Raw genomic sequence first — 14,800 nt, forward strand, 5'->3', positions numbered from 1 at the left:
GGGGTTGCGCGGTCGATTCGTCGTTACGCGGTGGCCTCGGGCCACGTGATCCACGAGACGGGGATCTCGTCGTCGATCCGCCGCACGTCCCGTGGGCTCAGCACCCGGGTACGCAGCAGCTCCTGCGCCACGAGCCGCGCCACGGCGATCGCGCCGGGCGGATTGAAGTGCGTGTTGTCCTGCTCGGTCGCGGTCCAGTTGAAGTAGGTCTTCGTCTCCTCGACCCCGAGCTTCTGCCACAGCGCGAGAGACAGCGCCTGGACGTCGAGCAGCGCGACCCGCTCCTCCTCGGCGAGCGCGCGCATCGCCGCCGGGTAGTCGCCGTGGGTCGGCAGAGCGTTGCCGCCCGCGTCGAACTTCCTGCGCTCCACGGAGGTCGCCAGCACGGGCCGGGCGCCACGGGCGCGGGCCCCGTCGATGTAGAGCCGCAGATAGTCCTGGTACGTCGTCCAGGGCTCGGTGTACCGGGTCGGGTCGGCGACCTTCTCGTCGTTGTGCGCGAACTGGATGAGCAGGAAGTCACCGGGCTTGATCGCCCCGAGAATCACCTCGAGCCGACCCTCGTCGACAAAACTCTTGGAACTCCGCCCGTTCACCGCGTGATTGGAAACGGGCCGCTCCTTGTGCAGAAAGAACGGCAACGCCATACCCCACCCGGTCTCGGGGGCCGCGTCGGCGTATTTCTGGGCGGCGGTGGAATCACCGGCGATGTAAACCGTCCGGGGGCGACGGCTACCGGCGGAAGCGGTACCGGTGGCCGCGAAGGTGAGGGGAACAGCGGCGAGGGCCGCTGTGGTGATCTGTCTGCGGGTAAGTGACACAGGAAAGCCTTTCGTTGACCAACCCAGGGGCGCGGGGAACTGCGCGACCAGCCCCAACCGGCCGGCAGCTCCCCACAAACCCGAACCACCCGTGCTCTCGGCTCTTAGCCGTTCTGCGACTTCCACTCCGCCTGAGCCTCGTTCAGCTGCTCGGCCAACGTGTCCAGGAAGTCCTTCGCACTCATCTTCCCGAGCAGCACCTTCTGGAAGTTCGGCTCGTTGTCGGCCTTCGAGATGGTGCCCCAGTCAGGCAGGTAGTACGGCAGCTGAACAATGCTCGTGGAACCGTCGGTCAGCGCCGCGGCCGCCAGCTTCGTGGGCTCGGCCTTGGAGATCCACGGGTCCTGCGCGGCCTCGTTGTTCGCGGGCACCTGCCCCGCGGACTCGTTGAACTTCGAGTTCTCCGCGTGCGAGAGCGCGAACTCGATGAACTTCCAGGCCGCGTCCTTGTTCTTGGAGCTCTTGAACAGGCCGAGGCCGTCCACGGGGTTGGAGACCTGGACCCGCTTGCCGTCGGCGCCCGTCGGCTGCGGAATGCCCCGGAACTTCTCCACGCCCAGCGCCTTCACATGGTCCTGGTAGGACCCCAGGTTGTGGTTCAGCATTCCGATCGTGCCGGAATCCCACTGCGCCACCATTTTGGTGAAGTCGTTGTTGAGGTCGGCGGACGGGGTGTCCTTCTTGAAGAGCGCCGCGTACTTCTCCAGCGCCTCGACGTTCTTCGGGTCGTTGACCGTGGTCTTGTCGCCGTTCCAGAACGACGTGAGCTGGGACTGGCCGTACATCGCGTCCAGCGCCTGCGCGATGGAACCGGCGCCACCGCGGATGGTGTAACCGAACTCGTTCTTCTTGGCGTCGGTGAGCTTGTCAGCGGCGTCGTAGAACTTGTCCCAGGTCGTCGGCGCGTCCAGGCCCGCCTTCTTGAACAGGTCGGTGCGGTAGTACAGCACACCGTTGTTCGCGGAGGTCGGGATCGAGTACAGCCGGCCGTCACCGCCACCCGCGGCGGTCAGCGACTCGACCATGTCCTCGTTGAGCTTGCCGTTGAGGGAGGACTTGGCGAGCCGGGTGTCCAGCGGCTCCAGCGCGTCCTGCGCGGAGAAGCTCGCGAGCATGGCCGCGCCGACGCCGCCGACGTCGGGCAGGCTCTTGGCCTGGATGGCGGTGTCGACCTTGGACTGGTAGTCGGTGGAGGCGATGCCGATGTACTCGACCTCGATGTCCGGGTTCGCCTTCTCGAAGTCGGCGATGATCTCCTTCCAGATGTCGGTGCGCACACCACCGTTGTTGTCCCAGAAGACGATCTTGCCCTTGCCGCTGCCCTCGTCGCCCTTGTCGCCGCTGCCGCTGCCGTCGTCACCGCAGGCGGTGGCGGTCAGCGCGAGCACGGAACCCAGGGCGACGGCCACGGCGGCGCGCCTGCTTCTACGGATGCTGATCTTCATTGGTCGGCTCTCTTCTTCTGGATCAAAAACACTGGATATGAAGTTGTGGGGGTCAGTGGCGGGCATACGGCGCCCAGCCGTCCGTGCCGTGGAGGTAGTCGGCGACGGTGTGGTCGCGGGCGTCGGCCTCGCTCATCTGCGGCCGGTCCGTGGTGACTTCGGCGCCGGGCCCGTAGTTGCGGTACTCGGTGAAGCGGGCGTCCTTCCACGAGAAGCCGCTCATGTCGGTCCACGGGGAGGCCTTGATCGCGGCCGGCAGCTTCGTGTCGCGGATCAGGACCTGCGCGACGGCCTCCGGTTCCCCGCCCGGATGCCAGGGCCTGCCGAGGTGGAAGCTCCCGGCCGGCGCGTCGCTCACGATCCTGGAGCCGGTGATCAGGAACCCGTACGGGTTCCCGGTCCAGGTCGAAGCCGCCGTGATGTAGCCGTTGTTGGTCTCCGAGCCCCGGCTCAGCGCCTTGATGACCGACCGCTCGATCACGGTCGTCGCCCGGCCGTAGACGAAGTCGACGTCGCCCTCGATGTACGAGTTCCGGATGTAGACCCGGCTGACGGTGGTCAGCTTGGGGCTGTCGGTCATCAGGGTGTCCTGGTTGCCCAGGAAGGCGGTGTCCTCGAAGACGATCCGGTCACCGGTCGTCTTCATCGCGAGCGCCTGCTCGCCCTTCAGCTCGACCGCGGCCTCGTCGAAGTCGTTGCTGAAGGTGAGGTTGCGCGCCGTGACGTCGTTCGCGGCGATCCGCACGGTGGCGCTGCCGGTCGAACCGCCGTACTCGGCGGGCGTGTCGTAGACGATGACGGTGTCGGACCGATCTTGTCCAGTCCCCTGCAGCACGATGTTCGGCTTGGTCGCCGGGATGTGGACCTTGGCGCGGTACGTCCCGGGAGCGACGGCGATCGTCACGGGCACGGTGTTGCCGTCCGGCACGGCGTCCACGGCGGCCTGCACGGTCGGGTGGTCGGCCGGGACGTGCAGGGTCACCCCGATCTGCCGCTGCGGCCCGGAGAACCTCTTCACCAGCGCCGGCACGGCGGCGGCCGGGTCCAGCCGGTAGGCGTAGAACTCCCGGGGGTCGAATGCGGTACCCCACGCGTCGGTTCGCCCGCTCGTGTTCCGCAGGATCGACCCGCGCTGCACCAACTCGGCGGTGGCATCGGCCTGGTAGGGATGCTGGACGCCGTCGTAGTAGCTGTTCTCGATGACCATCCTGGTCCTGCCGCGCGACCAGTTCCCGTACGTCCACGTCGGGTCGCCGTCGGCGACCTGGGCCGACAGGTAGTTGTTGTAGAGGTGCGCGTAGGCGCAGTTGTCGGCGGACGGGTTGCGCTGTTTGGTGCCCGTGAACCAGTTGTGGTCGATCGTGATCTCGGTGAGGACGTTCGTCGTCCAGCCGATCCCGAACGCCTTGTTGTGATGGTCGAACCGGTTGTAGGAGACGGTGATGTAGCGGCTGTCCTTGCGGATGTCGAGCAGCCCGTCGCCCATGTGCGTGAAGCGGTTGTGGTCGATCCAGACGTGGTCGACGGTGTCCATCTGGATGGCGTCGAAGTCGGTGGTCTTGCCGTCCCAGTCGCCCTCGACATAGGAGTCGCGGATCGTCAGGTTGCGGATGACGACGTTGCTGGTACCGGGGTTGAGGTGCAGCTCGCCGTGGACGATCTCGCCGGTGTCGCCGACGCCGATGATCGTCTTGTTCGAGCCGACGACGATGTCCGAGCCGAAGGGCTCGACGGCGATCGCCCCCGACACCCGGATGACGTACGGCTCCTCGGCCGCCGCGTACCGCACCAGCGAGGCCTGGTCGGTGACGGTGACGACCTTGCCGCCCGCCCCGCCGGTGGTGCCGCCGGCGAGGGAGGCGAAGCCGTGCGGCTGGTCGGTCCAGCGGGAGGCGGCCACCGGCGAGGATCCCGTGGTGGAGGCGTCGGCCTCCCCGGCCGACCCCAGCACGAGGGCGGCCAGCAGGCCCACGACGGTGGCCAGGACTCTGCCGGGACCGAGTCCCGACAAGCGCTTGCTATGGAGGTGCGTCATTGCGGCTCCCAACAGGCGTGACAAGAGAGAGGCGAGAGGGGTGTGTTACAGCTGGTCGATCCTGAACCGCGTGAAGGTTGCCGCGCCGGCGTGCCCCTGACCGCTGGGTGCGAGGGCGACGAGGCCGAGCAGGGCACCGACCCAGCGCCACGGGGTGGCCGCGAAGACCGGACCGGAGGGACGCGGGCCGTCGCCGACGTCGTAGAAGAAGCGGCAGCGTGCGCCGGCGCCGATCTCGATGCGCAGCCGGACCCGTCCCTCGGGGGCCGGTACGGGGTGCGCGGCGTCGCGCTCCCGCTCGGCAACCGCTTCCGCGAACCGGTGCACGACCTGGACCGTTCCGTCCGTCTCCCGCTGGAGTCCGATCCAGCCGAAGGCGTCCCCGAGGACCGCGAGTCCGGCCCGGGCGCCGGGCTCCTCGCTGTCGAGGCGCAGCTCCACCTCGACGGCGGACGGCGTGCCGGGCAGCCGCTGGGTGAGGACGTTCGGCAGTCGGCGCAGGTCGTGCGCGTCGGCCGAGCGGACGCAGGTCAGCCGGAGCCCGTCGCCGGAGTGGTGGGTGGCCCAGCCGTCGCGCGGGTTGGCGGTCCAGCTCCACTGGCGGCCGTACCGTCCGCCGGGGAAGTCGTCGTCGGTGGCGGGCGCGGTGTCCGGCTGCGGCGGCAGCCCGGGCCTGGTGTGTACGGCGACGGGGGCGCCGTCGTCGCCGAGCACCGGCCAGCCGTCCTCGCCCCAGCTCATCGGCTGGAGGTGGACGACCCTGCCGTAGGCGCCCTTCTGCTGGAAGTGCAGGAACCAGTCCTCGCCGGACGGGGTGCGCACCCAGCCGCCCTGGTGGGGGCCGTTGACGTCGGTGTCCTTCTGTTCGAGGACGATCCGCTCCTCGTACGGCCCGAAGAACTCGCGGGAGCGGAAGGCGCCCTGCCAGCCGGTCTCCACTCCCCCGGCGGGGGCGAGGATCCAGAACCAGCCGTCGTGCTTGTAGAGCTTGGGGCCCTCCAGGGTGAACCAGCCGGGGATCCGGTCGCCGTCGACGATCAGCTTGCCGTCGTCGAGGAGTTCGGTGCCGTCGGGGTTCATCCGGTGGCCGGTGAGCCGGTTCTTGACGCCGGAGCGGGACTTGGCCCAGGCGTGCACCAGATAGGCCTCGCCGCTCTCCTCGTCCCACAGAGGGCAGGCGTCGATGAGTCCCTTGCCCGCCTTCAGGAGGTGCGGGCGGGTCCAAGGGCCCCTGATCGCGGGGGCGTTGATCTGGAAGATGCCCTGGTCGGGGTCGCCCCAGAAGATCCAGAACCGGTCGTCGTGGTGGCGCAACGACGGGGCCCAGACCCCGCAGTCGTGCCTGGGAGCCTTGAACTCGGCGGCGGGCTCCAGGCGTTCGAGCGCGTGGCCGACCAGGGTCCAGTTGACGAGGTCGCGGGAGTGCAGCAGCGGCAGGCCGGGGGCGCGGCCGAAGCTGGAGGCGGTGAGGTAGAAGTCGTCGCCGACGCGGAGCACGTCCGGGTCGGACCAGTCGGCGTTCAGGACCGGGTTGGTGTACGTCCCGGCCTTCTTCGGGTGCGTCGCGGCCGTCTTCGTGTGCGTCGCGGCGGTCACAGGCTCACCGCCTTGCGTATCAGGGCCGCGGCCCCGTGCCGGTCGAGCCGGCCGTCGGCGACGACGGTGACGACACGGCGTACGAGGGTGTCGCCCGGGGCGATCGGCACCCGCTCGTCGTGGGCCAACGAGGAGCCCACGCCCGGGTATTCGCCGGTGCGTACGAACCACGGGTCGCGGCGGGTCTGTTCGGTGGCGCCGGCGAAGACCAGCGTCCAGGTGGAGCCGGCGAGGGCGAGCCAGTCGGCGCGGTGGCCGTGGACGTGCTCCTCGCCTTCGGCGCCCGCGGTGAAGACGTCCGGGGACCGGTCCTCCTTGCGGGCCCGCCAGAAGAAGCCGCCGTACGCGGCGCCCGGGCGGCCGTTGGTGGCCGGGCTGCCGATGGACAGCGGGTCGGAGGTGACGTTGGTGAGCGAGAACGTGAAGTCCAACGCCCAGGCGGCGTCCGTGAGTTCGGTCGCCGCCACGGTACGGCGTTCGCGCAGCAGCTCCGCTCCCGCGGCGATCCAGCGCAGCTCCTCCACGAAGCCGTCGGGGTCGCGGAGCTGGAAGGAGCTGTGGCGCTGGGCGCCGTGGTTGTCGAGCTCGGTCGGGCCCTGGTCGCGGACGTAGGTGCGTCCGCCCCAGAAGTTGAACCCCTCGACGTCGGGAACAGCGACACCGACGCCGAGGTGGTGAAGGTGGTCGGCGGGGCTGAGTTCGGTCACAGCGGTGCCGGCCAGGGTGGTGACGGGGTGGACATAGGGGCGCGGGGAGAGCCGCGCGGGCAGCTCGGGCCGGGTGACATAGCGGCCGACCGGGCGGCCCGCGACGCGCAGGACCGGTGAGTCGGTGGTCGTCATCATCAGGTGCTCACCTCTTTCGGTAGGGCGTCCGCGACCCAGGGCGCGCCGAGCTCGGAGTAGAGGGCGAGGGTGTCCGCGGAGGCCGCGACGAGCCCTTCGACGCCGGGCACGACCCTGCGGTCCTCGCCGGGGATCAGATGCCAGACGTTCTCGGGCAGCGGAGCCGGGTCGGGGGCCGTCCGGATGGCCTCGACGACCTTCATGAAGGCGCCGGTCGCGTCCGGCGGGACCAGCAGGTCGGTGCCGTCGGTCAGGTGGTCGACCAGGTTCTCCAGCAGGTCGGTGCGGCCGTGGTCGTACTCCTCGGGGCCGTGGTCCGCGCGCTGGAGCAGGACGCGGTCCTGCTTGTACCAGAAGGTGATCCGGCCGCGGGTGCCGTGCACCAGGACGTACGGGTCGTCCGGGTGCTCGGCGCACAGGGTCGCGGCGACCGTGACCGGGCGGCCCTGAGCGGTGGTCACGCGGACGCAGGAGGTGTCGTCCGACTCGATGTCGTTGGCGCGCAGCAGCTCGGTCTCGATGCCGGTGACGTCCTCGGCGCGGATGGAGCCGTTCAGGGCGAGACCGGTGGCGACGGCGTGCGCGAGCGGGTTGGTGAGCGCGCCGTCGATCACGTCGACGCCGTTCAGGCGCCGCTTGCCCGCCCAGGGGGCCCGGGTGTAGTAGGCCTCCGGGCGGGCCCAGGCACCGGCGCCGCCGACGCCGACCAGCTCGCCGATCGCGCCGTCGGCGATGAGCTGCCGGATCGCGGGCACGGCGTGCGAGCCGAGCGACTGGAAGCCGATCTGGCAGACGACCCCGGCCGCGGCGACCCCGTCGGCCATGCGCCGGAACTCGGCGTACGACGGGGCGGGCGGCTTCTCCAGCAGGATGTGCACGCCCTTGGCCGCCGCGACGAGCGCCAGGTCCGTGTGGGTCGGGATCGGCGTGCAGATCACCGCGATCCGGGCGCCCGTGGAGTCCAGGAGCGCGCCGAAGTCGGCGGACTGCTCGGGCGTGCCGAGCCCCTCGGGGATCTCGTCCCTGGTCAGCGGGTTCAGCTCGCAGATGCCCGCGAGGCGGACGATGCCCTTGTCCTGGAGCCGGCGGATGTTCTCCAGGTGCCAGCGGCCGTGGCCGCGCGCACCCGCCAGGACGATGTCTACGGTGCTCATGGGATCCTCCCTGCGCCCGCGCCGCGTGCCACCTCTTGGTCGGCCCTCTCGGCGCTGTCGATCTTTGTGTGCAGGGTAGGCGTCCAGCCGACGTCGGCCGTGAGGTCGCGCTCGCTGCCGGAGTTGTAGGCGTTGTAGATGGGCAGCAGGTCGACCGGGAAGCCGTTGAAGAGCGTGCCCTCGTCGTGCAGGGCGGTGCCGTTCCAGCTCTTGACCAGGTCGGCGACCTCCACATGGCCGGGCGTGTCGAAGGCGTTGTTCTGGGCGTACACGCCGGACTCGGTGGAGACGCCGATCGAGTAGCGGTGGTCGGCCGCGTCCTCGGGGACGACGTAGCGGTTGTTGTAGACGTGCACCTGGCCGAAGCGGACCCGGGGCGCACGCTGGACGACGGAGTCGAACTCGTTGTGGTGCAGGGTCACCCGGAGCTTGCCGCGGTCGCCGGTGGCCGCGTCGCCGCTGCCGATGAGCATCGCCTTGTCGTGGCCCGTGAACCGGCTCCAGGAGACGGTGACCAGGTCGGAGCCGTTGGTGATGTCCAGCAGGCCGTCGTGGCGCAGGTAGTTGCGGCCGAAGTACGTCGGCTCCTTCTCGTCCGGGTGTCCCTTGTCGCCGAGGGTGACGTGGTCGACCCAGACGTGGTGGGAGCCGGTCAGCCAGATGTTGTCGTACGCCGTCTTCCAGTCGCCGAGGCCGCCGGTGTTGGGCTGCCAGACGGGGAAGCAGTCGTAGGCGTCGCGCAGGTCGAGGTTGCGGACGATGACGTTGGAGGCGTTCCTGACCTGGAGGCTCGCGCCCTTGAGGACGGCTCCCTTGAGGCCGACGAGCGTGGTGTTGGAGCCGACGGTGAGCGTGACCCGCTCGGCCTGCCGGGCGGCGGAGGCCTGGCGGGCCTCCTCCTGCGGGCCGCTGGGCTTGGCGGAGCCCCAGGTGCGCGGGTCGTAGGCGGAGAGGTACTTCTTGGTCGAGTACCCGTCGGTGGCGTAGTCCGCGCAGTCCAGGTGCTCGCCGTCGGCGTCGGTGTTGGCGTCGATCGTCCCGGCCACCTTGATGATCTTCGGGGTGGCACTGCCTGCGTCGAGGGCGGCGACCAGTTCGGCGCGGTCGGTGACCGTGAAGACGTGCGCCTCGTCGGCGGCGGCGCCACCGGTGGTGCCCGCACCCTCGGAGGCCCAGCCGTCGTTCGCGGGCAGCGGGTCGCGGCTGATGTCCCGGGCCTCGGCGTGCGCGGGGACGCAGAGCAGTGCCAACGCGCCCGCGCCGACCGCGATATGACGGAGCCTCATGCTCGTACCCCCCTTGCCTTCGTGCTGGTAGCGGATGTCACCCTCGTCCGGGCCCGGCCGCCCCGGTCGACGGCCGCTTCGGCAGGACTGTCGCCGGCCGCACTCTCGCCTGCGGCCCACCGGCGGTCGGCTGCCGCCGGGATGCCACGGCGGATGCCTCGGCCGGCTACGCGCTCGGCGGACCGAAAGAGACCCGGCGCAGCGCTTCCTTCACATGCCCGGACGGAATCCGGCCGCGCGCCCCCCACCACGCTCCGGCGGTGCCTCATCCCTTCACCGCCCCCGCACTGAAGCCGGTGATCAGCCACTTCTGGATGAAGGCGAACACGATCACGACGGGTACGGCCGCGATGATGCCGCCCGCGGCGAGCGCGCCGTAGTCGACGCTGTCCGCGCCCATCAGGGTGTTGAGGCCGACCGGGATGGTCTGCTTGTCCTGGTTGTTGAGGAACATCAGGGCGAACAGGAAGTGGTTCCAGGAGTGCACGAAGGCGAAGGAGCCCACCGCGATCAGACCCGGCCGCAGCAGCGGGAGGACGACGATGCGGAACGCGGTGAAGCGGTTGCAGCCGTCGACCCAGGCCGCCTCCTCCAGGGAGTACGGCACGTTCTTGATGAAGTTGCTGATCAGGATGATCGACAGCGGCAGCTGGAAGACCGTCTCGGCGAGGATGACACTGCCCAGCGAGTTGATCATCTGGAGCTCGGCGAAGATCTCGAACAGCGGCACCAGGAGGAGCGCGCCCGGCACGAACTGGGAGCACAGCAGGCCGAGCATGAAGGCCCGCTTGACCTTGAAGTTGAACCGGGCGAGCGCGTAACCGCCGGCCAGCGCGACCAGGGTGGTCATCACCAGGGTGGCGAGACCGACCAGGACGCTGTTCTCGAAGTAGGTGCCGAACTGCCGTTCCGTCCAGACCTTCTCGAAGTGGTCGAAGGTGATCGGCCAGGGCACGAGCGAGGTCGAGCCGGCCGGGCGGAGCGCGAAGAGCAGGATCCAGTAGAACGGGATCAGGGTGAAGAGCAGGTAGATCGACAGCGGCAGGTAGATGTGCCAGCGGGGCACCTCGTCCCAGGAGCGCTGGCGCTTCTTCGGACGCGGGGGTGCGGGCTGCTCCGCCTGCGGGGCGGGGGCGAGCGGGGTGGCTTCCTTGGTGATCACTTGTCGTCGCCTCCGAACTTGCTCAGGCGCAGATAGACCATCGAGCAGAAGAGCAGAATCACGAACGCCACCGTGGTCAGGGCCGATGCGTAGCCGAAGTTGTGGGCGTCGACCGATGTGTTGGCGATGTAGAGCGGGAGTGTCGTCGTCTCGCCGGCCGGTCCGCCGCCGGTGAGGGTGTAGAGCAGGTCGACGTTGTTGAACTCCCAGACCGCGCGCAGCAGCGTGGACAGGATGATCGCGTCCTTCAGGTGCGGCAGCGTGATGTGCCAGAACTGCTTGATCCGGCTGGCGCCGTCGACCTCGGCGGCCTCGTACAGGTCCTTCGAGACGGACTGGAGGTCGGCGAGGATGAGGATCGCGAAGAAGGGGACGCCTCGCCACAGGTCGGCGACGATCGCCGCTGGGAAGACGGTGGAGGTGTCCGACAGCCAGCTGGTGCCGTACGAGCCGATGCCCATGTCCGCGAGGTAACGGGTGATGCCGGTCTGGGAGTTGTAGAGGAGCACCCAGATCGCGGAGGTCAGCACGCCGGAGACGGCCCACGGGGAGAAGACCATGGCGCGTCCCATGGCGCGTCCCACGAAGCTCTGGTTGACGATGAGCGCCAGCGCGAGACCGAAGAGCAGCTGGAGGCCCACCTCGACGAAGACCCACTTGGCGCTGAAGGTCAGCGTGTCCCAGAAGACCGGGTCCTCGGTGAAGGCGTGGACGAAGTTGTCGAAGCCCGCGTATCCGTTCCGCCAGGGCTTGGTGGGGTTGTAGTTCTGCAGGCTGTAGTAGAAGACGCTGATGACCGGGTAGGCGATGAAGCCCAGCATGAGCAGGGCGGCCGGTGCGATCAGCAGATAGGGAAGCCTGCGCGGGGTGGCTGAGGCACGCCGCCGGGCTGGCGCGGGCGGTTTCGCCACGGCTGCGGCTTGGGCCATGACAGGGTCTCCGTTCTCGTTACGTCGTACGGGAAGCGCTTTCTCGATGTGCGTGCGTGCCACTTACGGTTGTGTGGCGGGTGCGGCGTGCGTTGTGGCTGGTCGCGCAGTTCCCCGCGCCCCTTCAGGTGGGTTCAGTCAGCCTGCATACGGATCTGAGACCTTGCCTTGTCTCGCCAAGAACTCGAAGTCGCAGCCGGTGTCGGCCTGGGTGATCTGTTCGTTGTAGAGGGCGCCGTAGCCCCGCTCGTAACGGACGGGCGGCGGCGTCCACTCGGCCCGGCGCTGCTCCAACTCCTCGTCGTCCACGTGGAGATGCAGGGAGCGGGCCTCGACGTCCAGGGTGATCCGGTCGCCGGTGCGGACGAGCGCGAGGGGTCCGCCGATGTACGACTCGGGCGCGACGTGCAGGACACACGCGCCGTAACTCGTGCCGCTCATGCGGGCGTCGGAGATCCGGACCATGTCCCGCACGCCCTGCTTGAGCAGATGGTCGGGGATGGGCAGCATGCCGTACTCGGGCATGCCCGGGCCGCCCTTGGGTCCGGCGTTGCGCAGCACCACCACGCTGTCGGCGGTGATGTTCAACTCCGGGTCGTTGATGGTGCGTTGCATGGTCTTGTAGTCGTCGAAGACGACCGCGGGACCGGTGTGCTTGAGCAGATGCGGCTCGGCGGAGATGTGCTTGATCACCGCCCCGTCCGGGCAGAGGTTGCCGCGCAGGACGGCGACCCCGCCCTCGGCGGCGACCGGGTTCTCGCGGGTGCGGATGACGTCGTCGTTGTGCACGACGGCGCCGTCGAGCTGTTCCCGGAGGGTGCCGCCCACGGTCGGCCGATCCAGGTGCAGCAGGTCGGTGATCCGGGAGAGGAAGGCGGGCAGCCCGCCGGCGAAGTAGAAGTCCTCCATGAGGTACGTCTGTCCGCCGGGCCGTACGTTCGCCAGCACCGGGACGGTACGGGCCACGCGGTCGAAGTCGTCCAGGGTGAGCTTGATCCCGGCCCGGCCCGCCATCGCGATCAGATGGATCACCGCGTTGGTGGAGCCGCCGAGCCCGAGCACCGTGGTGACGGCGTCCTCGAAGGCGTCCCGGGTGAGGATCTCGGAGGGCTTGAGCCCCGTCCAGGCGAGCTCCACGGCGCGGCGCCCGGAGGCGGCGGCCATCCGCTCGTGCCCGGACTCCACGGCCGGGATCGAGGAGGCGCCCGGCAGGGTCATACCGAGGGCTTCCGCCGCCGCGGTCATGGTGGACGCGGTGCCCATGGTCATGCAGTGCCCGGGAGAACGCGCCAACCCGCCCTGGAGTTCACGGAGTTCGCAGTCCGTGAGGTTGCCCGCGCGGTGCTCGTCCCAGTACTTCCACATGTCGGTGCCGGACCCGAGGGTCTCCCCGCGCCAGTGACCGGGCAGCATCGGCCCCGCGGGCACGAAGATCGACGCCACGTCGGCCGAGGCCGCGCCCATGAGCAGCGCCGGCGTCGACTTGTCGCAGCCGCCGAGCAGCACCGCCGCGTCGATCGGATACGACCGCAGCAGTTCCTCGGTCTCCATCGCGAGGAGGTTGCGGTAGAGCATCGGGGTCGGCTTCTGGTAGGTCTCCGAGAGTGTGGAGACGGGGAACTCCAGCGGGAAGCCGCCCGCCTGCCACACACCCCGCTTGACCGCCTCGGCGCGTTCGCGCAGGTGGACGTGGCAGGGGTTGATGTCGGACCAGGTGTTGAGGACGGCGATCACCGGGCGGCCCCGGTACTCCTCGGACTCGTAACCCAGCTGGCGCATCCGGGCGTTGTGCGACCAGGTGCGCAGCTGGCCCTCGGTGCCGTACCACTGGTGGCTGCGGAGTTCCTCGGGGAGCTTGCGCTGTCTGTCGGTCATATCGACCACCCGGCGGCTATCTCGGCGACCTCGGCGCGTTCGTCCTCGGGCAGCGGCTTGCTGGGCGGCCGGACGTCGCGACGGCACAGGCCGAGGGAGGCGAGGGCCTCCTTGACGACGGTGACGTTGTTGGCGGAGCCGTTGGCGGCGCGCAGTTCCTCGAAGCGGCGAATCTGCTCCCAGACCTTCATAGCGGCCGGGAAGTCGCCAGATCGAAGCGCTTCGATCATGTTCAGCGAGACGGCCGGGGCGACGTTCACGAGCCCCGAGGTGAAGCCGGTGGCGCCCGCGGAGAAGTACGAGGGGGCGTAGGGCTCGGCGAGCCCCGCGACCCAGACGAACCGCTCGAGGCCCGCGTCCCGGGCGAAGGCGGCGAATCTGGCCGCGTCCGGCACCGCGTACTTGACGCCGACGACGTTCGGGCAGGCGTCGGCGAGTTCGGCGAGGCGGGCGCCGGTGAGCTGCGCGTTGCGGATGTAGGGGACGACGCCCAGCTCGGGCACGGCCTCGGCGATCGCACGGTGGTAGTCGACCCAGCCGGCCTGGGAGACGTAGGGGTGGACGGGCTGGTGGACCATCACCATCTGCGCGCCGAGCTCGCGGGCGTGCCGGGCGGTGGCGACGGCGGTCGGCACGTCGTGGCCGACGCCGACGAGGATCACGGCACGGTCGCCGGCCTCGTCGATCGTCAACTCGGTGACGAGCTGGCGCTCTTGGGGGGTGAGGGCGTAGAACTCGCCGGTGTTCCCGTTGGGAGTGAGGGTCGTGATCCCTCCGTCGAGGAGACGACGCAACAGGGCCCGGTGGGTGTCCTGGTCGACGGAGCCGTCCTCGGCGAACGGTGTCACCGGGATCGCGACCACGTCGGCCAGGGCCGCCCGCTGGGTCTCGAACGTCGCTGTCATGCCTGACCGTCCTCTCCCTGGGCCTCGGACCCGGCGTCCGGGAAGGCCCGTTGCACGAACGACGCGATGTGCGCGTGGAGGGCGCGGGCCGCGCCGTCGGCGTCTCCGGCGAGGGCGAGCCGCAGGATCTCCCGGTGCTCACCGGCCTCCCGCTCCCAGGAGGGCGAGGCCGCCCAGGCGACCGCCGAGACGAGCGCCGCCTGGTCGCGGACCTCGTCGAGCATCCGGCCGAGCAGCGGGTTGCCGCACGGCAGGTACAGGGAGCGGTGGAACTCCCGGTTGGCCAGGGAGCGTTCGGCGGTGTCGGTGGCCCCGTCGGCCCGGGTGAGCGCCTCGCGGGCCTCGTCCAGGGAGGCGCCGCGCTGCACCGCCCGCTTCAGGGCCTCGGGTTCGAGGAGCAGCCGGACGTCGTAGACCTCGCGCGCCATGTCCGCGTCCACCATGCGCACCGTGACGCCCTTGTACTGGTTCATCACGACGAGCCCGGTGCCGGCCAGGGTCTTGAGCGCCTCACGCACCGGGGTCTTGGACACCCCGAACTGTGCGGCGAGCTCGGTCTCGACCAGAGCCTGCCCCGGCGTCAACTGGCCGGTGAGTATGCGGCGTTTGATCTCCTCCAGCACGAACTGCGTGCGGGAGGGGATCGGCGTGGGCACAGAGGTCATGCGCGCCTCTCGGATCTTCGCGGGCGTATCTCGCGTATGGGATCTCGCGTATCGCGTCTCATATATGACGTACGAAGTACGA

Annotated in this window: 12 protein-coding genes; all 12 read right to left on the reverse strand. The window is 69.6% G+C overall.

Going from position 1 to position 14,800, the window contains the following annotated elements; translation table 11 throughout:
- Positions 1-23 precede the first annotated feature (23 nt).
- The gene (locus ABKA17_RS32955; RefSeq protein ID WP_353695979.1) at positions 24-821 is read right to left on the reverse strand and encodes a rhamnogalacturonan acetylesterase; all 798 of its coding nucleotides are present in this window, start codon (positions 819-821) and stop codon (positions 24-26) included.
- Positions 822-925: 104 nt separating this feature from the next.
- Positions 926-2,266, reverse strand: a complete 1,341-nt coding sequence (locus tag ABKA17_RS32960; protein ID WP_353695980.1) for an ABC transporter substrate-binding protein — start codon at positions 2,264-2,266, stop codon at positions 926-928.
- A gap of 52 nt (positions 2,267-2,318) precedes the next feature.
- The gene (locus ABKA17_RS32965) at positions 2,319-4,301 is read right to left on the reverse strand and encodes a pectinesterase family protein (RefSeq protein WP_353695981.1); all 1,983 of its coding nucleotides are present in this window, start codon (positions 4,299-4,301) and stop codon (positions 2,319-2,321) included.
- Positions 4,302-4,346: 45 nt separating this feature from the next.
- Entirely contained in the window at positions 4,347-5,897 is a 1,551-nt protein-coding gene (locus ABKA17_RS32970; RefSeq protein WP_353695982.1) for a glycoside hydrolase family 43 protein, read from the reverse strand.
- Positions 5,894-6,739: a DUF6807 domain-containing protein gene (locus tag ABKA17_RS32975; protein WP_353696304.1), complete on the reverse strand. Its 846-nt coding sequence runs from the start codon at positions 6,737-6,739 to the stop codon at positions 5,894-5,896. Before ABKA17_RS32975 ends, ABKA17_RS32970 begins: the two co-directional genes overlap by 4 nt.
- Before the next feature lie 2 nt (positions 6,740-6,741).
- A complete protein-coding gene (locus ABKA17_RS32980) occupies positions 6,742-7,896 on the reverse strand; it encodes a Gfo/Idh/MocA family protein (protein WP_353695983.1) in 1,155 nt (384 codons plus the stop codon).
- Entirely contained in the window at positions 7,893-9,182 is a 1,290-nt protein-coding gene (locus ABKA17_RS32985; RefSeq protein WP_353695984.1) for a pectate lyase family protein, read from the reverse strand. The genes ABKA17_RS32980 and ABKA17_RS32985 overlap by 4 nt, the downstream gene beginning before the upstream one ends.
- A 265-nt stretch (positions 9,183-9,447) precedes the next feature.
- On the reverse strand, positions 9,448-10,344 hold the full coding sequence (locus ABKA17_RS32990) for a carbohydrate ABC transporter permease (protein WP_353695985.1): 897 nt from the start codon (positions 10,342-10,344) through the stop codon (positions 9,448-9,450).
- Positions 10,341-11,273 carry a carbohydrate ABC transporter permease gene (locus ABKA17_RS32995; RefSeq protein WP_353695986.1) on the reverse strand — a complete coding sequence of 311 codons (933 nt, stop codon included), beginning with the start codon at positions 11,271-11,273 and terminating at the stop codon, positions 10,341-10,343. The genes ABKA17_RS32990 and ABKA17_RS32995 overlap by 4 nt, the downstream gene beginning before the upstream one ends.
- Before the next feature lie 138 nt (positions 11,274-11,411).
- Positions 11,412-13,148 carry an L-arabinonate dehydratase gene (gene araD / locus ABKA17_RS33000; RefSeq protein ID WP_353695987.1) on the reverse strand — a complete coding sequence of 579 codons (1,737 nt, stop codon included), beginning with the start codon at positions 13,146-13,148 and terminating at the stop codon, positions 11,412-11,414.
- Positions 13,145-14,053, reverse strand: a complete 909-nt coding sequence (locus ABKA17_RS33005) for a dihydrodipicolinate synthase family protein (RefSeq protein ID WP_353695988.1) — start codon at positions 14,051-14,053, stop codon at positions 13,145-13,147. Before ABKA17_RS33005 ends, araD begins: the two co-directional genes overlap by 4 nt.
- Entirely contained in the window at positions 14,050-14,718 is a 669-nt protein-coding gene (locus tag ABKA17_RS33010) for a GntR family transcriptional regulator (protein ID WP_353695989.1), read from the reverse strand. The genes ABKA17_RS33005 and ABKA17_RS33010 overlap by 4 nt, the downstream gene beginning before the upstream one ends.
- Between the last annotated feature and the right edge of the window lie 82 nt (positions 14,719-14,800).

It is taken from the genome of Streptomyces sp. RG80, from assembly GCF_040446465.1.
Taxonomy (GTDB): Bacteria; Actinomycetota; Actinomycetes; order Streptomycetales; family Streptomycetaceae; genus Streptomyces.

What these genes read in the sequence shown, in the direction of transcription:
- ABKA17_RS32980 (WP_353695983.1), bottom strand. Translation starts at nt 7,896, where the DNA reads ATGAGCACCGTAGACATCGTCCTGGCGGGTGCGCGCGGCCACGGCCGC.
- ABKA17_RS32975 (WP_353696304.1), bottom strand. Translation starts at nt 6,739, where the DNA reads ATGACGACCACCGACTCACCGGTCCTGCGCGTCGCGGGCCGCCCGGTC.
- ABKA17_RS32995 (WP_353695986.1), bottom strand. Translation starts at nt 11,273, where the DNA reads ATGGCCCAAGCCGCAGCCGTGGCGAAACCGCCCGCGCCAGCCCGGCGG.
- ABKA17_RS32960 (WP_353695980.1), bottom strand. Translation starts at nt 2,266, where the DNA reads ATGAAGATCAGCATCCGTAGAAGCAGGCGCGCCGCCGTGGCCGTCGCC.
- ABKA17_RS33005 (WP_353695988.1), bottom strand. Translation starts at nt 14,053, where the DNA reads ATGACAGCGACGTTCGAGACCCAGCGGGCGGCCCTGGCCGACGTGGTC.
- ABKA17_RS32965 (WP_353695981.1), bottom strand. Translation starts at nt 4,301, where the DNA reads ATGACGCACCTCCATAGCAAGCGCTTGTCGGGACTCGGTCCCGGCAGA.
- ABKA17_RS33010 (WP_353695989.1), bottom strand. Translation starts at nt 14,718, where the DNA reads ATGACCTCTGTGCCCACGCCGATCCCCTCCCGCACGCAGTTCGTGCTG.
- araD (WP_353695987.1), bottom strand. Translation starts at nt 13,148, where the DNA reads ATGACCGACAGACAGCGCAAGCTCCCCGAGGAACTCCGCAGCCACCAG.
- ABKA17_RS32985 (WP_353695984.1), bottom strand. Translation starts at nt 9,182, where the DNA reads ATGAGGCTCCGTCATATCGCGGTCGGCGCGGGCGCGTTGGCACTGCTC.